Source organism: Herbiconiux aconitum (genome assembly GCF_024979235.1).
Lineage (GTDB): Bacteria > Actinomycetota > Actinomycetes > Actinomycetales > Microbacteriaceae > Herbiconiux > Herbiconiux aconitum.
This window is the reverse complement of record NZ_JANLCM010000002.1, coordinates 582869-599548: the sequence shown is the minus strand read 5'-3', so window position 1 is coordinate 599548 and position 16680 is coordinate 582869. Positions and strand designations below refer to the sequence as shown.

Sequence of the window (16680 nt, the reverse complement as noted above, 5' to 3'; positions counted from 1 at the left end):
CCTAGTCGATCGTCACGTAGTCGGCGCCGGAGTAGTGCCCGGTCTTCATCTTCTGCCGCTGCAGCAAGACATCGTTCAGCAGGCTCGACGCACCGAAGCGGAACAGGTGCGGCTGCAGCCATTCCTCTCCGACGGTCTCGGCCACGGTCACCACGTACTTGATCGCGTCTTTCGACGAACGGATGCCGCCGGCCGGCTTCACGCCGATCTTCTCGCCGGTGAGGCGGTGCCAGTCGCGCACCACTTCGAGCATCGAGAGAGTCACCGGCAGTGTGGCCGCGGGGGCGACCTTGCCGGTCGACGTCTTGATGAAGTCGCCGCCGGCCAAGATGGCCAGCCACGAGGCCCGGCGCACGTTGTCGTAGGTGTTGAGCTCGCCGGTCTCGAGGATGACCTTGAGGTGCGCGAAGGAGCCGTCGGCGCGGCGGCACGCCTCCTTGACGGCCACGATCTCGTCGAAGACCTGGCCGAACCGGCCGGAAAGGAACGCTCCTCGGTCGATCACCATGTCGATCTCGTCCGCGCCCGCAGCCACCGCATCCGAGGTGTCGGCGAGCTTCACGGCGAGTGACGCGCGACCGGAGGGGAAAGCGGTGGCGACGGCGGCCACGTTGACGCCCTCGTCGGTTCCGGCCGAGTGGGCGGCGCCGAGCGCCTCCACGGCATAGGGCACCATGTCGCCGTACACGCAGACCGCCGCGACCCGGGGGGTGCTGAGGTCGGAGGGGTCGGGCAGCAGCGCCTTGGCCACCAGCGACCGCACCTTGCCGGGGGTGTCAGCACCCTCGAGCGTGGTGAGGTCGATCAGCTCGATGATCTTGTCGAGGGCCCAGGCCTTCGACGTGGTCTTGATCGACCGGGTGCCGAGACCGGCGGCCCGCTGCTCGAGGCCCACGGCGTCGATGCCGGGGATGCCTTCGAGGTAGCGCTTCAGTGTTGTTTCGGTGAGGTCGTCCCCCAGCACCTGGATGGCACGCTGGGCGGGACTGACCGCTCGTTCTATCGTCACGACGTCTCCGTACTTCTCTCGTCGTTGCCGCGCTGCACGAGATTCGTGGTCAGCGCACCGATCAATTGTGCCACTCGTCTTCGAGCATCCGGCGTTTCGAGACCACAATGCCGCAGATCGTCAGGGTGAGGGCGGTTCCGAGCAGGAAGAGCAGAGGAATCGTCCAGCCGCCGGATGCCTCGTGCAGCACTCCGAGAAGGAGCGGCCCGAGCGCCCCCAGCGCGTAGCCGAAGCTCTGCACGAAGGAGCTCAGCGCCACGGAGCCCTCGTGGGTGCGGGTGCGCAGGTTGATCAACACCAGGCAGAGCGGGAAGAGCATCCCGCCGATGCCGGCGAACGCGACCCAGACCCAGGTGCCGGTGTCGGGCACGAGCAGCAGACCGCCGTACCCCACGATGTAGAAGACGACCCCGGCGCCGACCAATGGGAAGACGTTGCGCATCCGCACCGCCAGGATCGGAACGAGCAGCGCCGCCGGGAGACCCATCACGGCGAAGAGCGACAACAGGGCGCCCGATTGCTCCTGGCTGACGCTCGAGACGTCGAGCAGGATCTCGGGCAGCCAGGCGAATAACGCATAGGAGTTCAGGGCGGTGACCGCGAAGACCAGCATCAACGACCAGGCGATGGGCGAGCGCCAGACCCGGCCGAAGGTGGCTGCGTCGGGAGCATCCGCCGCGGCCGGTCCGTCGCTCCCCGCGCGCCGCGCGCGCCCTTCACGAACACTCAGCAGCACGAGTGGTAGCAGGGCGAGCACGGCCAGCACCGACCACATGCCCACCGCGATGCGCCACCCTGCGGAGTCGCTGACCTGCACGGCGACCAGGGCTGGAGCCGACGCGCCGATCGCCAGTGCGGTCGCGTAGAGCGAGGTGAGGAGCCCGATGCGGTCGGGGAAGTAGCGCTTCACGAGCGGGGGCAGCAGCACGTTCGCCACGCCCATTCCGGCGAAGGTGAGTGTGCTCGCCAGAGCGAGCACGAGGTACGATCCGGACGCCCCGCGGGCGAGCTGGCCCAGGAGGATCGCTGTCAGTGCGCCGATCACCACCCGCTCGAGACCGAAGCGGCGGTGCAGCGCCGGGGCGAACAGGCCCACCACCGCGAAGCAGATCGGCGGCAGCATACCGAGCAGACCGATGCCCACGCTCGTGAGCGGGATGTCGGCCGAGATCTCCTCGAAGATGGGCGAGAGCGCTGCCACCGCGGTTCGCAGGTTCAGCGCCACGAACACGATGGCGAGGAGCGCGAGCACGCGGCCTCGCCAGAGCGGACGCACGGTGCCGCCGAGGTCGGCCGCGGCGCCGCCGTCGCGTCCGCCGCCCCTAGGGGGCGTCACTCAACAGGGCCCGAACGCCCGCCACGTCGTCGCTCATCTGCGCGATCAGCGGCTCGATGCCGGTGAAGCGCACCTGGCCTCGAATGCGGGAGACGAACGACACGTCCACCACGTGATCGTAGAGATCCAGTTCTTCGTCGAGCACGTAGGCCTCGACCTGCTTCGGCGGAACGCCCGCGAAGGTCGGGTTGCTGCCGACGGAGATGGCGGCCGGATAGCGCCGCCCCTCGTTGCTGAGGTCGGTGAGCCAGCCGGCGTAGACCCCGTCGGCCGGGATCAACCCCTCCGACTCCGGCGAGAGGTTCGCGGTCGGGTAGCCGAGCTCGCGCCCGCGCGCGGCTCCGTGCACCACCACGCCGCGCACCGACGGAGTGCGCCCGAGAAGTTCACCCGCCCGCTGCACGTCGCCTGTGGCGAGCAACTCGCGGATCCAGGTCGACGACACCTTACGGGCCTCCCCCGGCTTCACCTCGGGAATGAGATCGACGTCGAAGCCGAACTCGGTGCCGAGCGTGCGCAAGGTCTCGATGGTTCCCTCACCGCGGGCGCCGAAGCGGAAGTCCTGGCCCACCATCGCCACGCGGGTGCCGCAGATGTCGTGCAGCACGCGCGACACGAACTCGCGCGGCGGCATCGCGGCCAGCGCCGCATCGAAGCGCAGCAGGATGGTGACATCGACGCCGGTCTCGGCGAGCAGCTCGAGCTTCTGCTCGGTGCTCACCAGCGCATCCGGCCGGGCCTGCGGATCGAGCTGGGCCAGCGGATGCCGGTCGAAGGTGATGACGATCGACGTGAGATCGCGAGACTCCGCCACCGAGAGGAGCTCGGAGATCACCGCCCGGTGGCCGGCGTGCACGCCGTCGAACTTGCCGATGGTGACGGCCGACGGGCCGAGACCGAGTGGGGCGTCGGCGAGGCCGCGGTAGGTCTTCACTTGGTCCGCCGCAACCAGAGCATGCCGAGCACGGGGAGCACCAGCGGGATGAACAGATAGCCCATGCCATACCACGACCACACCGACGCCTTCGCGAACAGATCGGGCAGGAACAGGCTCAGGGTGCCCACGGTCAACACGCCCACGAGCTCGAAGCTGATGGTGATCCAGGCCACGCGGTACCAGACCGGCCCCGGGGCGATCAGCGCGATGGTGGCCACGATGTACACCACGGCCGCCAGGGCCGAGAGCGTGTAGGCGAACGGCGCCTCGTCGAACTTGGCGATGATCTCGTACACCGAGCGGCCGGTGGCCGCGAGGGCGAGAATGCCGTAGACGATGATGAGCACCCGCCCGATTCCACGTGCGCGGGTTCTGGGTCGTTCAACGAGTGTCTCTTGTGCCATGGCATTACGAGTTTATGGCACCCGCAGACGCGCCTACGCGCCTTGCACGAACCAGATCACATTCATCCGGTACACCATCACCGCGACCGCGAGACAGACGGCGCCCAGGATGACCGTGCTCCAGCGGCTGCGTTCGATCAACGCCCAGAAGCCGCCGGCTATGGGCAGCAGCACGGCCGAGATCAGGTAGATGTAGAACTCCAGCAGGCTACCGCGCGGATCGTTGCCGAACAGGGGCGAGAAGATCGCCACGAACAGCTGCACGATCAGCAGGAGTTCGACCAGCGCCGCAGCGCCCAAGGTGAGGTCGTTGGGCTTGCGCCCGGCGAGCCCGAGCACGACGCAGAGCAGGCCCGCAGCCAGCGCCACGGCGACCTGCACGATGGTGAACCACTCGATCACGCGGTGTCTCCTGACGGCTCGGCGGGCGAACTGGGCTGGGCGGGCGAACTGGGCTGGGCGGGCGAACTGGGCTGGGCGGGCGGACTGTATTCGTCCGGGGGGAAGTTCACGATGCTCTTGCCCCGGCCTCCGGCGATCTCGATGAGACCGAGCAGCCGGCCCTCAGGGGTGATGGCCGCGACCGGGCCGCTGGGCTGCGCATCCGCGACGTCGATCCGCTGCCCGTGACCGAGCGCGGCGGCTTGGGCGGCCGAGACCTCGAGCACCGGGAACAGCTGACGCGCCACCTCGGCCGGCCCGAGCAACGGCAGCGCTTCGTCGCGCTCGGCCACAGCGCCGAGCTCCTCGAGGGTCTGCGCGGCCGCCACCGGGAACGGCCCGATCCTGGTGCGCCGAAGGCTCGTCAGGTGCCCACCCACGCCGAGAGCGGTGCCGACGTCACGCGCGATCGCCCGGATGTACGTGCCCGACGAGCAGACCACTCGCACGTCGACGTCGACGACCGGATGCCCGTCCTCGCCCATCGCCGGTCGCGGCGGCCCCAGCAACTCGATCTCGGCGATCTCGACGGCTCGTCCGGCCAGCACCACGTCCTCCCCCGCCCGCACCCGGGCGTAGGCGCGCTTGCCGTCGACCTTGATGGCGCTGACCGAGCTCGGCACCTGCACGATGTGACCCTGCTGGGTGGCGAACGCGGCGGACAGGGACTCGGTGTCGAGGGCGGCTACCGCGTCCGGATCGCCCGTCGTCAGTGTCTCACCCTCGGAGTCGTCGGTGGTGGTGGCGGCGCCGAGCCGCACGGTGGCCAGGTACTCCTTGTCGAGGCCCACGACGTAGGTGAGCAGCCGGGTCGAGCTGTTCAGCCCCAGGATGAGCAGCCCGGTCGCAAGCGGATCGAGCGTGCCCGCGTGCCCGACCTTGCGGGTGCCGGCCAGGCGACGGGTGCGTGCGACGATGTCGTGGCTGGTGAGCCCACCGGTCTTGTCGACGAGCAGGATGCCGCTGCGTGCAGAATCCGGGCGGTTGGAGCGGGTGGGAGGCTGATTCGGCACGCCTGACACGCTAACAGGTCGGGTGTGGTCAGCAGGAGTCGGCGAAAGTGCGCCGCGGATGCTCGGGGTCGGCCACGTCGATGATGGCGCTCGCACCGAACCGCGGCCCGGCCTCGGCCTGGTAGAGCTCGTCGGCGCCGATGACGGCGGGGTCGAGGCCGAACTGACGGCCTTCGAGGAAAGCGGTGAAGTTGAACAGGCCGGGCATGCCCGGGCGTTGGAGGAACGGACCGTCGAGGATGAGCACCGCATCGGCGGGCGCCGTGAGCCATTTCGATTCGCGGTCGACATCGCGTGCGGCGTCGAACGACGCGGTCTGGAACCCCGCACTCCCGGCGAAGCGGAACGGTTCGATCAGCACGCGCTGCAGGGTGGAGAGGTCGTAACGGTCGAAGTAGTAGCCTTCGGGCGAATCGGCTCCGCGGAGCTCGCGGGCGGCACGGGGGCGCTGGAAATCGTCGAGCGAGGCCCGCACCACGTTCACGTCGGCGCGACGGTAGGAGGCCGCCAGTTCGTCGGCGAAGGCACGCGTGCCCTCCACTCCGTCGACGGCCACGAGCACCCGGCCGAGCCGGTAGTTGTGACGGATCTCCCCCATCAGGGCGTCGGCGAAGTCGCTCGCCGGAGTAGCGGTCTGCACCATGCTTCGAGTCTACGTTCCGTAGGGTGGACGGGTGCCTCCGTCGACCACTGCTTCCGCCGGCGATCTCGCGTCGCTGGTCGTCGACTGGTTCGCCGTGCACGCCCGCGACCTCCCCTGGCGTCGGCCCGGATTCCCCGCCTGGGGAACCCTCGTCAGCGAGTTCATGCTGCAGCAGACCCCGGTCATCCGCGTCATCCCCCGCCTCGACGAGTGGCTCACCCGCTGGCCGGAGCCCGCCGATCTGGCAGCCGAACCCGCGGGTGAAGCAGTGCGGGCCTGGCAGTCGCTCGGCTACCCCCGCCGGGCTCTCAACCTCCACGCCTGTGCGGTCGCCATCACCGAGCGCTTCGGCGGCGCCGTGCCGAACGACGTCGAGGCCCTCCTGTCCCTCCCCGGCGTCGGTGACTACACAGCGCGGGCTGTCGCGGTCTTTGCCTTCGGTTCCCGCCATCCGGTGGTCGACACGAACATCCGCCGGGTCATCGCCCGCGCCGTCGACGGCCACCCGGATGCGTCGACCCCGAACCCCAAACGCGACCTCCCCGCCATGACCGCCCTGCTCCCCGCCGACGACTCGGCGGCAGCCCGTTTCAATGCCGGCATGATGGAACTCGGCGCCCTCGTCTGCACCGCCCGCTCGCCGAAGTGCGAGATCTGTCCGCTCGCGCACGTCTGCGCCTGGCGCACAGCCGGCTACCCCGACAGAGAAATCACCCGCAAGCCCAAGCAGAAGAAGTACGAGGGCTCCGACCGCCAGGCCCGAGGCGCCATCCTCAAGCTCCTCCGAGCCACAGCGCACCCCGTAGCCGGCACACGCTTCGCAGAAGCGGTGCCAGACCCAGCGCAGAGAGGACGAGCCATCACCGGCCTCCTGACCGATGGCCTGATCGTGGCGTCAGCCGACGATGAATTCACCCTCCCCTGAATGCAGACGACGACGGGGGTATTTTGCTCTCCGCCGCCTTTGAGCTCCGCTCAACCCCTAGGCGGAGAGTGAAATACCCCCGTCGTCGTCGTCCGGGACCCTATTCGGCGTCCTCGTCGAGAACCCGAGGCTTCACATACGGATCTTCTTCGCCCGCATACTGAGCACTCTTGGCCAAACCCGAGACCTCAGCATCCCGAGCCCGAGCTTCGGCGAGCAACCCTTCGAGCACCTGAGCGTTCTCGGGCAGAGCATCGGCGATGAACTCGAGCGACGGCGTGAGCCGAGCGGTGATGTTCTTGCCGACTTCGCTCCGCAGCATCCCCGTGGCCGACTTGAGCGCAGCGGCCGAATCGGCGCGCTCCTCATCCGTGCCGTAGACGGTGTAGAAGATCGAGGCGTGCTGCAGGTCGCCGGTCACCCGGACGTCGGTGATGGTCACGAACCCGAGGCGCGGATCTTTGATTCCGCGTTCCAGTCTCTTGGCCACGATCACCTTGATACGATCCGCCATTTTGGCGGCCCGAGCCGGATCAGCCATGAGCGTCCTGCCTTTCTGTCGATATCGAAGAAGGAGTGGTGAGACATCCGCCTCACCACTCCTCCGTCAGCTCACGCTAGACGCGCGGCTTCTCCTTGAGTTCGATCGTCTCGATCTCGTCACCGATCTGGATGTCGTTGAACTTGCCGAGACCGATACCGGCTTCGAAGTCCGTACGCACCTCGGTGACGTCATCCTTGAATCGACGCAGCGATTCGATGGCGAGGTTGTCGCCGACGACGACGCCTTCGCGGATGACCCGAGCCTTGGCGTTGCGTGTGATCGTTCCCGATCGCACGATGACACCGGCGATGTTTCCGAACTTGGAAGAACGGAAGATCTCGCGGATCTCCGCCACACCCGACTGCACCTCTTCGAACTCGGGCTTGAGCATGCCCTTGAGCGAGTTCTCGATGTCGTCGAGCGCGTTGTAGATGACCGAGTAGAACCGGATGTCGACGCCTTCGCGAGCGGCACGTTCCCGTGCCTTCGTGTCGGGCCGCACGTTGAACCCGATGATGATCGCGTTGTCGACGGTCGCCAGGTTGACGTCGGATTCGGTGACCGCACCCACACCGCGGTGGATGATGCGGAGCTGAACCGAGTCGTCGACCTCGATCTTGAGGAGCGATTCCTCGAGGGCCTCGACGGCACCCGAGACATCACCCTTGATGATGAGGTTGAGCGCTTCGACCTTGCCTTCTTCGAGGGCACGGGTGAAGTCTTCGAGCGAGATGCGCTTGCGGGCCTTGGCCAGCGAGGCGTTGCGTTCGGCGGCTTCACGCTTCTCAGCGATCTGACGGGCGGTGCGGTCTTCCTCGGTGACGAGGAAGGTGTCGCCGGCGCGGGGCACGGTCGACAGACCCTGCACCTGAACCGGACGGGACGGGGTGGCTTCGGTGACGGTGTCGCCGTTCTCGTCGACCATCGCGCGGACTCGTCCGTAGGCGGTTCCGGCGACGATCGCGTCTCCGACGCGCAGCGTTCCCGACTGGATGAGCACGGTTGCGACCGCACCACGACCCTTGTCGAGCTTGGCTTCGATCGCCACGCCGCGGGCATCCTTGTTCGGGTTGGCCCGCAGGTCGAGACCGGCGTCTGCGGTGAGCAGCACGGCGTCGAGGAGATCCTGGATGCCGATGTCGTTGCGCGCCGACACGTCGACGAACATGACGTCTCCACCGTATTCTTCGGCCACGAGGCCGAACTCGGTGAGCTGCTGACGAACCTTGGCCGGGTTGGCGTCGGGCTTGTCGATCTTGTTCACCGCGACCACGATCGGCACGTTGGCCGCCTGGGCGTGGTTCAGAGCCTCGATCGTCTGCGGCATGATGCCGTCGTCGGCCGCCACCACGAGGATCGCGATGTCGGTGACCTGAGCACCACGTGCACGCATGGCGGTGAACGCCTCGTGACCCGGGGTGTCGATGAAGGTGATCGGGCGCTCGATGCCCTCGTGCTCCGTGACGACCTGGTAGGCACCGATGTGCTGGGTGATTCCACCCGCCTCACCGGCGACCACGTTCGCGTTACGGATCGCGTCGAGCAGGCGCGTCTTACCGTGGTCGACGTGACCCATGACGGTGACCACCGGCGGACGGATCTCGAGCTCTTCGTCGGTCTCGTCTTCCAGCTCCTGGTCGAGATCGATGTCGAAGCCCTCGAGCAGCTCGCGGTCTTCTTCCTCCGGGGAGACGACCATGATCTTGTAGCCGAGCTCTTCGCCGAGCACCTGGAAGGTGGCCTCGTCGAGCGACTCCGTCGCCGTGGCCATCTCACCGAGGTGGAACAGCACGGTCACGAGGTTGCCGGGGCTGGCGTCGATCTTGTCGGCGAAGTCGGTGATGGAGGCGCCACGACGCAACCGCACGACGGTGTTGCCGTCGCCGCGGGGTACGCTCACGCCACCCAGCGACGGGGCTTCGCGCAGTTCGAATTCTGCTCTCTTCGTGCGCTTCGACTTGCGAGCCTTGCTCTTGCCTCCGCCGCGACCGAACGCACCGGCGGTTCCACCACCGGGGCCACGGCCGCGACCGCCTGCACCCGGACGGGGTGCGAAGCCGCCGCCACCACCGGGCGCGCCGCCCGGACGGTAGCCGGGCGTACCGGGAGCCGGACGCGCGCCGCCACCCTGGGCCGCGCCGGGGCGGAAGCCGCCGGCTCCGGCGCCGCCGGGACGGAATCCGCCCGGCCCGCCGGGACGCGGAGCGCCCGGACGAGGAGCGCCAGGGCGCGGGGCGCCGGGACGGGGTGCACCAGGACGCGGGATGGCGGAGTTGCCGCCCGCGCCACCGGCGCCACCGGAGGCACCGCCGCGCTGCATGCCCTGCTGGCTGGCGAAGGGGTTGTTGCCGGGGCGCGGAGCGCCGGGACGCTGCATGCCCTGCTGGCTCGAGAAGGGGTTGTTGCCGGGGCGCGGGATGCCCGGACGCGGTCCGCCGGGGCGGGGCGCAGCGGCGTCAGCCGAACCGGACGGTGCGGCTGAACCGGTTGCCGGGGCCGCGGGAGCGGCCGGTGCCTCTGCCGGCGTCTCCGCCTTGGGGGCGGCGGGCGCGGCAGCTGCCGGAGCGGGCGCTGCCGGAGCAGCGGGTGCCGCCGGTGCGCTGGCCGCCGGGGCAGGCGCCGACGAGGCGGCCGGAGCCGGGGCAGCGGCCGGTGCAGCCGGAGCCGGAGCACCCGGACGCGCGCCGGGGCGAGGCCCGGACGAGGTGGAGCGCGGCGCGGCAGCGGGCGCCGCAGCAGCGGGAGCGCCGCCGTTCGACGTCGCGCCGGCAGCGATCAAAGCCTCTTTCAAACGTCGGGCCACGGGGGGCTCGATGCTCGACGACGGGCCCTTGACGAACTGGCCCATCTCTTTGAGGGTTGCAAGGGCGACCTTGCTGTCGACGCCGAGTTCGGCGGCGACTTCATGTACACGTGGTTTTGCAGCCACAATTCTCCTGTCTGGGGTCTACCCAGACAGGGCAGACCATTAATAGCGGACGGGTCTCATTTCGAGCCGCTCATCAGTTGTCACTCATGGGTTCACGGTGCCGTTCAGCCTGTTCTCTAATGTTGTCGTGTCGAGCGCACCCTCAACGCGGAGCGCACGCCCGAAAGCGCGTCGCGTGACCGCGGTGTGAAAGCACTCGCTTGAGGGATGCAACCATGCGCCTCGCCCGGGAAGAGTGGCCGACTCGTCGACGACCAGAGCTTGTCCCTCAGGAACAACTTCCTTGGCAACGACCCTCAGAAGTGAGGATCGTGTGGCGCGCGCACGACATCCGACGCACGTTCTAACGGGTTCCATCGTACTCCATATTCCCGGGAGCCCGTTTGACCGACTCCCGGAATCGGCGGCGATCAGTCGCCGTCGAGGATCGAATCCGGCTGGATGTCGATCTTCGCACCGGTCAGTTTCGCGGCCAGGCGGGCATTCTGGCCCTCTTTGCCGATGGCCAGCGAGAGCTGGTAGTCGGGCACGAGAGCCCGAACGGCCTTGAGCGATTCGTCGATCACGAAGGCGCTCGACACTTTCGCCGGCGAGAGCGCGTTGGCCACGAAAGTCGGCAGGTCGTCGGAGTAGTCGACGATGTCGATCTTCTCGTTGCCGAGCTCAGAGGTGACGGCGCGCACGCGCTGGCCGAGCTCGCCGATGCAGGCGCCCTTGGCGTTCACGCCGGGTTCCGTGGCCCGCACGGCGATCTTCGTGCGGTGACCGGCCTCGCGGGCCAGCGACACGATCTCCACCACGCCCGATGCGATCTCCGGCACCTCGAGGGCGAAGAGCTTGCGCACGAGCGACGGGTGCGTGCGCGACACGGTGATCGACGGGCCCTTCGGCCCCTTCGCCACGCTCGTCACGTAGACCCGGATGCGGGAACCGTGCGTGTAGTTCTCGCCCGGCACCTGCTCCTCGGGGGGCAGGATGGCCTCGATCGTGCCGAGGTCGACGTGCACCATGCGCGGGTTCGGGCCCTGCTGGATCACGCCGGCGATGATGTCGCCTTCGCGGCCCTTGAATTCGCCGAGCACGTGGTCGTCGGCGATGTCGCGCAGACGCTGGTTGATGACCTGCTTCGCCGCGAAAGCCGCGATGCGACCGAAGTCGCTCGGGTTCTCCTCGGCTTCGCCGATCAGCACGTCGTCTTCGTCGAATTCCGGCACGAAGATGCCGATGTGTCCCGTCTTGCGATCGAGGTGCACGCGGGCAGCAGGGGTGCCGTCTTCGGTTGTGGCCGGTCGATCGGTGTGCTTGAGGAATGCCGTCAGGATGGCCTGCTCGATGATTCCCACGAGTTCCTCGAAGGGAATCTCTCGCTCGCGTTCCAAGAGACGTAAGACGCTGAGGTCGATGTCCATTTCCGGCCTCCTCTGTTCAGATCTCAGGTGCCGAAAACTCCGGCAGTCAAACGCACAGACTACCGGAAGCTTGCGCCCACAGCATCCAGAGCGACCTGCGTTCGCTCTCCGCTTGCGCGATCCCAGAGTTCTACGAGCCCTTCGGCCACCCCGCGGCCCACGATCACGATCTTCGGAACGCCGATCAATTCGGCGTCGCCGAACTTCACACCGGGCGACACCTTCGGCCGGTCGTCGAACAGCACGTCGAGACCCTGGGCCTCGAGATCGACCACCACGCGCTCCGCCGCCTCGTAGATCTCGGGGTCTCTGCCGGTGGCGATCACGTGCACGTCGAACGGCGCAACCGCCGGAGGCCAGATCAGGCCCTTGTCGTCGTTGTTGAGCTCCGCGATGATCGCGAGGATGCGCGTCACGCCGATGCCGTACGACCCCATGGTCACGGTCACCAGCTTGCCGTTCTCGTCGAGCACCTTCAGCCCGAGCGCGTCGGCGTACTTGCGGCCCAGCTGGAAGACGTGGCCGATCTCCATGCCACGGGCGAGTTCGACGGGGCCCGAGCCGTCGGGCGCGGGGTCGCCCGCGAGCACTTCGGCGGCCTCGACGGTGCCGTCGGGCTGGAAGTCGCGGCCGGCGACGAGGCCGAAGACGTGCTTGCCGTGCACGTTCGAACCGGTGATCCAGCCGCTGCCGTCGGAGACCCGGGGGTCGACCAGATAGCGGATGCCCGTGCTCGACTTCTCGCCCAGAACGGCGCCCTCAGGCGACCACGGCCCGATGTAACCCTTGACCAGTCCGGGGTTGGCGGCGAAGTCGGCGTCGGTCGCCGGTTCGATCTCGGCCGGCGCGAAAGCCACCTCGGCGCGCTTCATGTCGACCTCGCGGTCTCCGGGCAGGCCGATCACCACGAGCTCGCGCGTGCCGTCGAGGTGGGTGAGCGCCAGCACCACGTTCTTGAGGGTGTCGGCGGCCGTCCACGGCCGGCCATCGGGTCGTGGATGCGCCGTGTTGGCCCGGTCGACGAGGGTCTGGATGGTGGGCGTGTCCGGCGTGTCGAGCACCTCGGCCGGTGTCAGCTTCTCGTAAGACCTGGGGGCCGGGGCGATCGTGGTGAATGCCTCGACGTTCGCGGCATAGCCGCCCGCCGACCGTACGAAGGTGTCTTCACCGACCGGTGTCGGGTGCAGGAACTCCTCGCTCTTCGACCCGCCCATCGCGCCGGCATCGGCCTGCACGATGACGTATTCGAGACCGAGCCGCTGGAAGATGCGCTCGTAGGCGTCGCGCTGCGCCTGGTACGACGCGTCGAGACCTGCGTCGGAGGCATCGAAGGAATAGGCGTCTTTCATCGTGAACTCGCGACCGCGCAGGAGACCTGCCCGAGGCCGAGCCTCGTCGCGGTACTTGTCTTGGATCTGGTAGATCGTGAGCGGAAGGTCTTTGTAGCTCGAATACAGGTCTTTGACCAGCAGTGTGAAGACCTCTTCGTGGGTCGGGGCCAGCACGAGACCCGCGTCGCGGCGGTCGGAGAGCCGGAACATCCCGGGCCCGTACTCCTCGTAGCGCCCCGTGACCTCGTAGGGCTCCTTGGGCAGCAGCGCCGGGAAGTGCACCTCGAAGGCTCCGGCCGCCGCCATCTCGTCGCGGATGATGGCCTCGATCTTCGCCTTCACCCGGAGACCCAGCGGCAGCCAGGCGAAGATGCCCGGCGCCTGGCGGCGGATGTAGCCCGCCCGCACGAGGAGGATGTGGCTGGTCACCTCCGCGTCGGAAGGATCGTCGCGGAGGGTTCGGAGGAAGTAGGTCGACAAGCGAGTAGGCACGAGAACGAGTTTAGCCAGCCTGCCTGCGCTGTCTTCTCCTCCCTGTTCTCGGGAGTGGTCGGAATCATCCACAGATACCTCCGCCGGCCCGTCGGCGTTCATCTCGCGGCCTACCGTCGGGGCCATGGACACTCTCACTCAACTCCGCTCCGCATCGCCCTATCTCCAGCGCTGCGAGTCCCCGATCGGCCGGATCGAGGTGACCAGCGACGGCGAGGCGATCACAGGGGTGGCGATCGAGCACAACGGCTCCCTTCCGCACGATGGTCTGGCCTACGACTCCACGGCCGTGGCCGACGAAGCGATCGCCCAGTTGCTCGACTACTTCCAGGGTTATCGGCGCGGATTCTCGGTTCCGGTCGCCCACCGGGGCACGCCATTCCAGGTGTCGGTCTGGCAAGAACTGGCCCGCCTGCGCTGGGGCCAGGTCACCACCTATGGCGCCATCGCCGCAGCCGTCGGCAAGACCGGCTCAGGGCGTGCCGTGGGCGGTGCGATCGCCTCCAACCCCACTCCTCTGCTGGTGGGCTGCCACCGTGTGCTCTCAGCCACCGGGCGCATCACGGGGTACAGCTGGGGTGAGGGCGTGAAGACGAAGGCCTGGCTGCTCGATCACGAAAGCATCGGTCATGCCTGAGACGGTTCGGCTCACACCAGCAGCAGAAGTTCGCCGTTCGGGGCGAGCGAGAGGTGGTGTCCGGATGCGCGGCCCCACGCGATGAGCGCGTCGACGTCGGCGAAGTCGAGGCCGTTCTCCACGATCGCCCGCGCAAGGGTTCCCTTGCCCTTCTTGTTGAAGTGGTTGAGGGCGCGCTGGGCGCCGTCCTCCCCCGTCGTCACCACGCGCAGGAAATACGAGGGCGTGGTGGGCGGAATGGGCCCGAGTGCCACGTAGGACTCCGAGCGCAGGTCGAGCACGAGCTCACCGCGGTGCGCCTCGAACTCTTTCGAGACCGCGCTCGACCAACTGACCTTGAGTGTCGGCTCACCGAGTCGTGCGTTCGACGAGAGGCGGTATGCCGGGATAGGGTCTCCCGCTCCCAGGAGCCCGAACAGGGCGGAATGGATGCGCACGTGCGACTCGGCGAAGGCGCGGGCCTCGGGCGAAAGCGACGGCGCATCCAACGCCTCGTAGAGCACCCCGGTGTAGCGATCCATCGCAGCCATCGTCGGAGCCGTCGAGAGCGTGCGATTGCGTTCCACCTCGAAGGCGAGTTTCTGGCCGAGCTTCAGCCGAGCCATCATCTCGTCCGGCGTGCGTGCCAAGCGAGACACCCGTCGGGTGAGAGCACGGCGCTTTGCGGTGAGGCGCGGATGCGACAGCGCGGCGAAATCGAGCGCGCCACCGCTGCCTCCGTCGCGCTTGGTCTCCGATGGAGGGAGGACGATGAGCACGGTGCTTCTTTCACGAAAACGGCGCTTCCCTCACGAGAAGCGCTTCTTCACCAAAAACGCCGCCGCGCCCGGCTCCGAGGAGCGGACGCGGCGGTCGTGATGCGGCTGGTCAGACGGGAGACGTCTACTTGATCAGTTCGGCGTCGCGGGCGACGATCGTGACGGTGTCGTTCTCGACCGAGAGGAACCCGTCGTCGGCGCGTGCCACCAGGCGCTCACCGCTCGTCGTGTTCACCCGCACCTCGCCGGCAGCGAGGATCGCGAGCAGCGGCTCGTGGCCGGCGAGGATACCGATCTCGCCTTCCACGGTCTTCGCGATCACCATTGACGCCTCGCCCGCCCAGATCTCCTGGTCGGCCGCGACGACGCTCACGTTCAGGGGAGCAGCCATGACTAGCCGTTCTCCTTCTGGAGCTGAGCCCACTTCTCTTCGACGTCGGAGATGGCGCCGACGTTGAAGAAGGCCTGCTCAGCCACGTGGTCGAAGTCACCCTTGGTGATCGCGTCGAACGACTCAACCGTGTCTTTCAGAGGAACGGTCGAACCCTCGACACCCGTGAACTTCTTCGCCATGTAGGTGTTCTGCGAGAGGAACTGCTGGATGCGGCGAGCCCGGGAGACGGTGATCTTGTCTTCTTCGGAGAGCTCGTCGACACCGAGGATCGCGATGATCTCCTGGAGCTCTTTGTTCTTCTGCAGGATCTGCTTGACGTTGGTGGCCACGCGGTAGTGGTCGGCGCCCAAGTAACGGGGGTCGAGGATGCGCGAGGTCGACGTCAGCGGGTCGACCGCCGGGTACAGACCCTTCGACGCGATCTCACGGGAGAGTTCCGTGGTGGCGTCGAGGTGGGCGAAGGTGGTGGCCGGGGCCGGGTCGGTGTAGTCGTCGGCCGGCACGTAGATCGCCTGGAGCGACGTGATCGAGTGTCCACGCGTCGAGGTGATGCGCTCCTGGAGCACACCCATCTCGTCGGCGAGGTTCGGCTGGTAGCCCACCGCGGAAGGCATGCGGCCCAGCAGGGTCGACACCTCCGAGCCCGCCTGCGTGAAGCGGAAGATGTTGTCGATGAACAGCAGCACGTCCTGGTTCTGCACATCGCGGAAGTACTCCGCCATGGTCAGCGCCGACAGCGCCACGCGCAGACGGGTTCCGGGCGGCTCGTCCATCTGGCCGAAGACAAGGGCGGTCTTGTCGAAGACGCCCGCCTCCTCCATCTCCTTGATGAGGTCGTTGCCCTCACGGGTGCGCTCGCCGACACCGGCGAACACCGACACACCACCGTGGTTCTGCGCGACGCGCTGGATCATCTCCTGGATGAGCACGGTCTTGCCGACGCCCGCACCACCGAACAGGCCGATCTTTCCGCCGAGCACGTACGGCGTCAGCAGGTCGATGACCTTGATGCCGGTCTCGAAGAGCTGAGTCTTCGACTCCAGCTGGTCGAACGCCGGGGGCTTGCGGTGGATGGGCCAGCGCTCCGTGATCTCGATCTTCTCGCCGGGAGCAGCGTTCAGCACCTCGCCGATGACGTTGAAGACCTTGCCCTTGGTGACGTCGCCGACCGGAACCGAGATGGCGGCACCGGTGTCGCGCACCTCCTGGCCGCGCACCAGACCATCGGTGGGCTTCAGGGCGATGGCGCGAACGAGGTCGTCGCCGAGGTGCTGAGCGACCTCGAGCGTGATCTCGTGCGAGTCTTCGCCGATGGTGATAGTGGTCTTCAGAGCGTTGTAGAGCTCGGGGATCGAGTCGTGCGGAAATTCGATGTCCACGACCGGGCCCGTGACACGGGCGATACGTCCGGCGCCGCCCGGCGTCTCCTCAGCCTGGACTGGCGCAACGGCAGTGTCAGTCATAGTGCTTTCTCTTCT

At 67.7% G+C, this 16680-nt stretch carries 17 protein-coding genes; 2 read left to right on the top strand and 15 right to left on the bottom strand.

The annotated features are described in order from the left end of the window. Position 1: 1 nt before the first annotated feature. The 7 genes from deoC to N1027_RS14310 form a co-directional block, all read right to left on the bottom strand. Complete coding sequence (gene deoC / locus N1027_RS14340; RefSeq protein WP_259508813.1) at positions 2–1009, bottom strand: deoxyribose-phosphate aldolase; 1008 nt, start codon at positions 1007–1009, stop codon at positions 2–4. Positions 1010–1070: 61 nt separating this feature from the next. Next, entirely contained in the window at positions 1071–2345 is a 1275-nt protein-coding gene (locus N1027_RS14335) for an MFS transporter (RefSeq protein ID WP_259508812.1), read from the bottom strand. Beyond that, positions 2332–3279: a bifunctional riboflavin kinase/FAD synthetase gene (locus N1027_RS14330; RefSeq protein ID WP_259508811.1), complete on the bottom strand. Its 948-nt coding sequence runs from the start codon at positions 3277–3279 to the stop codon at positions 2332–2334. Before N1027_RS14330 ends, N1027_RS14335 begins: the two co-directional genes overlap by 14 nt. Further along, positions 3276–3686: a hypothetical protein gene (locus N1027_RS14325; RefSeq protein ID WP_259508810.1), complete on the bottom strand. Its 411-nt coding sequence runs from the start codon at positions 3684–3686 to the stop codon at positions 3276–3278. The genes N1027_RS14330 and N1027_RS14325 overlap by 4 nt, the downstream gene beginning before the upstream one ends. A gap of 33 nt (positions 3687–3719) precedes the next feature. Further along, positions 3720–4088 carry a hypothetical protein gene (locus N1027_RS14320; RefSeq protein WP_259508809.1) on the bottom strand — a complete coding sequence of 123 codons (369 nt, stop codon included), beginning with the start codon at positions 4086–4088 and terminating at the stop codon, positions 3720–3722. Beyond that, entirely contained in the window at positions 4085–5140 is a 1056-nt protein-coding gene (gene truB / locus N1027_RS14315; RefSeq protein WP_259508808.1) for a tRNA pseudouridine(55) synthase TruB, read from the bottom strand. The genes N1027_RS14320 and truB overlap by 4 nt, the downstream gene beginning before the upstream one ends. 28 nt (positions 5141–5168) lie before the next feature. Further along, complete coding sequence (locus N1027_RS14310; RefSeq protein ID WP_259508807.1) at positions 5169–5783, bottom strand: nucleoside/nucleotide kinase family protein; 615 nt, start codon at positions 5781–5783, stop codon at positions 5169–5171. A 31-nt stretch (positions 5784–5814) separates the two neighbouring features. Between N1027_RS14310 and N1027_RS14305 the strand changes: the two genes are divergently transcribed. Further along, entirely contained in the window at positions 5815–6708 is an 894-nt protein-coding gene (locus tag N1027_RS14305; RefSeq protein WP_308199801.1) for an iron-sulfur binding domain-containing protein, read from the top strand. A gap of 100 nt (positions 6709–6808) precedes the next feature. Here N1027_RS14305 and rbfA read toward each other — a convergent pair whose 3' ends face one another. The 5 genes from rbfA to N1027_RS14280 form a co-directional block, all read right to left on the bottom strand. Further along, a complete protein-coding gene (gene rbfA / locus N1027_RS14300) occupies positions 6809–7249 on the bottom strand; it encodes a 30S ribosome-binding factor RbfA (RefSeq protein WP_259508806.1) in 441 nt (146 codons plus the stop codon). Between the two features lie 76 nt (positions 7250–7325). Beyond that, positions 7326–10181: a translation initiation factor IF-2 gene (infB, locus tag N1027_RS14295; protein WP_259508805.1), complete on the bottom strand. Its 2856-nt coding sequence runs from the start codon at positions 10179–10181 to the stop codon at positions 7326–7328. Between the two features lie 84 nt (positions 10182–10265). Further along, positions 10266–10538, bottom strand: a complete 273-nt coding sequence (locus tag N1027_RS14290; RefSeq protein ID WP_259508804.1) for a YlxR family protein — start codon at positions 10536–10538, stop codon at positions 10266–10268. 53 nt (positions 10539–10591) lie between these two features. Beyond that, positions 10592–11590, bottom strand: coding sequence for a transcription termination factor NusA (gene nusA, locus N1027_RS14285; protein WP_259508803.1), 999 nt, complete (start codon positions 11588–11590; stop codon positions 10592–10594). Between the two features lie 59 nt (positions 11591–11649). Next, positions 11650–13413 (bottom strand): proline--tRNA ligase, encoded by a 1764-nt coding sequence (locus N1027_RS14280; protein ID WP_259508802.1) that lies wholly within the window; start codon positions 13411–13413, stop codon positions 11650–11652. 124 nt (positions 13414–13537) lie between these two features. Between N1027_RS14280 and N1027_RS14275 the strand changes: the two genes are divergently transcribed. After that, complete coding sequence (locus N1027_RS14275) at positions 13538–14050, top strand: methylated-DNA--[protein]-cysteine S-methyltransferase (protein ID WP_259508801.1); 513 nt, start codon at positions 13538–13540, stop codon at positions 14048–14050. Positions 14051–14061: 11 nt separating this feature from the next. Here the strand turns inward: N1027_RS14275 and N1027_RS14270 are convergent, their stop codons facing one another. From N1027_RS14270 to atpD, 3 genes are all read right to left on the bottom strand, one after another. Next, positions 14062–14808, bottom strand: coding sequence for a YaaA family protein (locus tag N1027_RS14270; protein WP_259508800.1), 747 nt, complete (start codon positions 14806–14808; stop codon positions 14062–14064). 124 nt (positions 14809–14932) lie between these two features. Continuing rightward, the gene (locus N1027_RS14265) at positions 14933–15199 is read right to left on the bottom strand and encodes a F0F1 ATP synthase subunit epsilon (protein ID WP_259508799.1); all 267 of its coding nucleotides are present in this window, start codon (positions 15197–15199) and stop codon (positions 14933–14935) included. Positions 15200–15201: 2 nt separating this feature from the next. Continuing rightward, positions 15202–16665 (bottom strand): F0F1 ATP synthase subunit beta, encoded by a 1464-nt coding sequence (gene atpD, locus N1027_RS14260; protein ID WP_259508798.1) that lies wholly within the window; start codon positions 16663–16665, stop codon positions 15202–15204. Between the last annotated feature and the right edge of the window lie 15 nt (positions 16666–16680).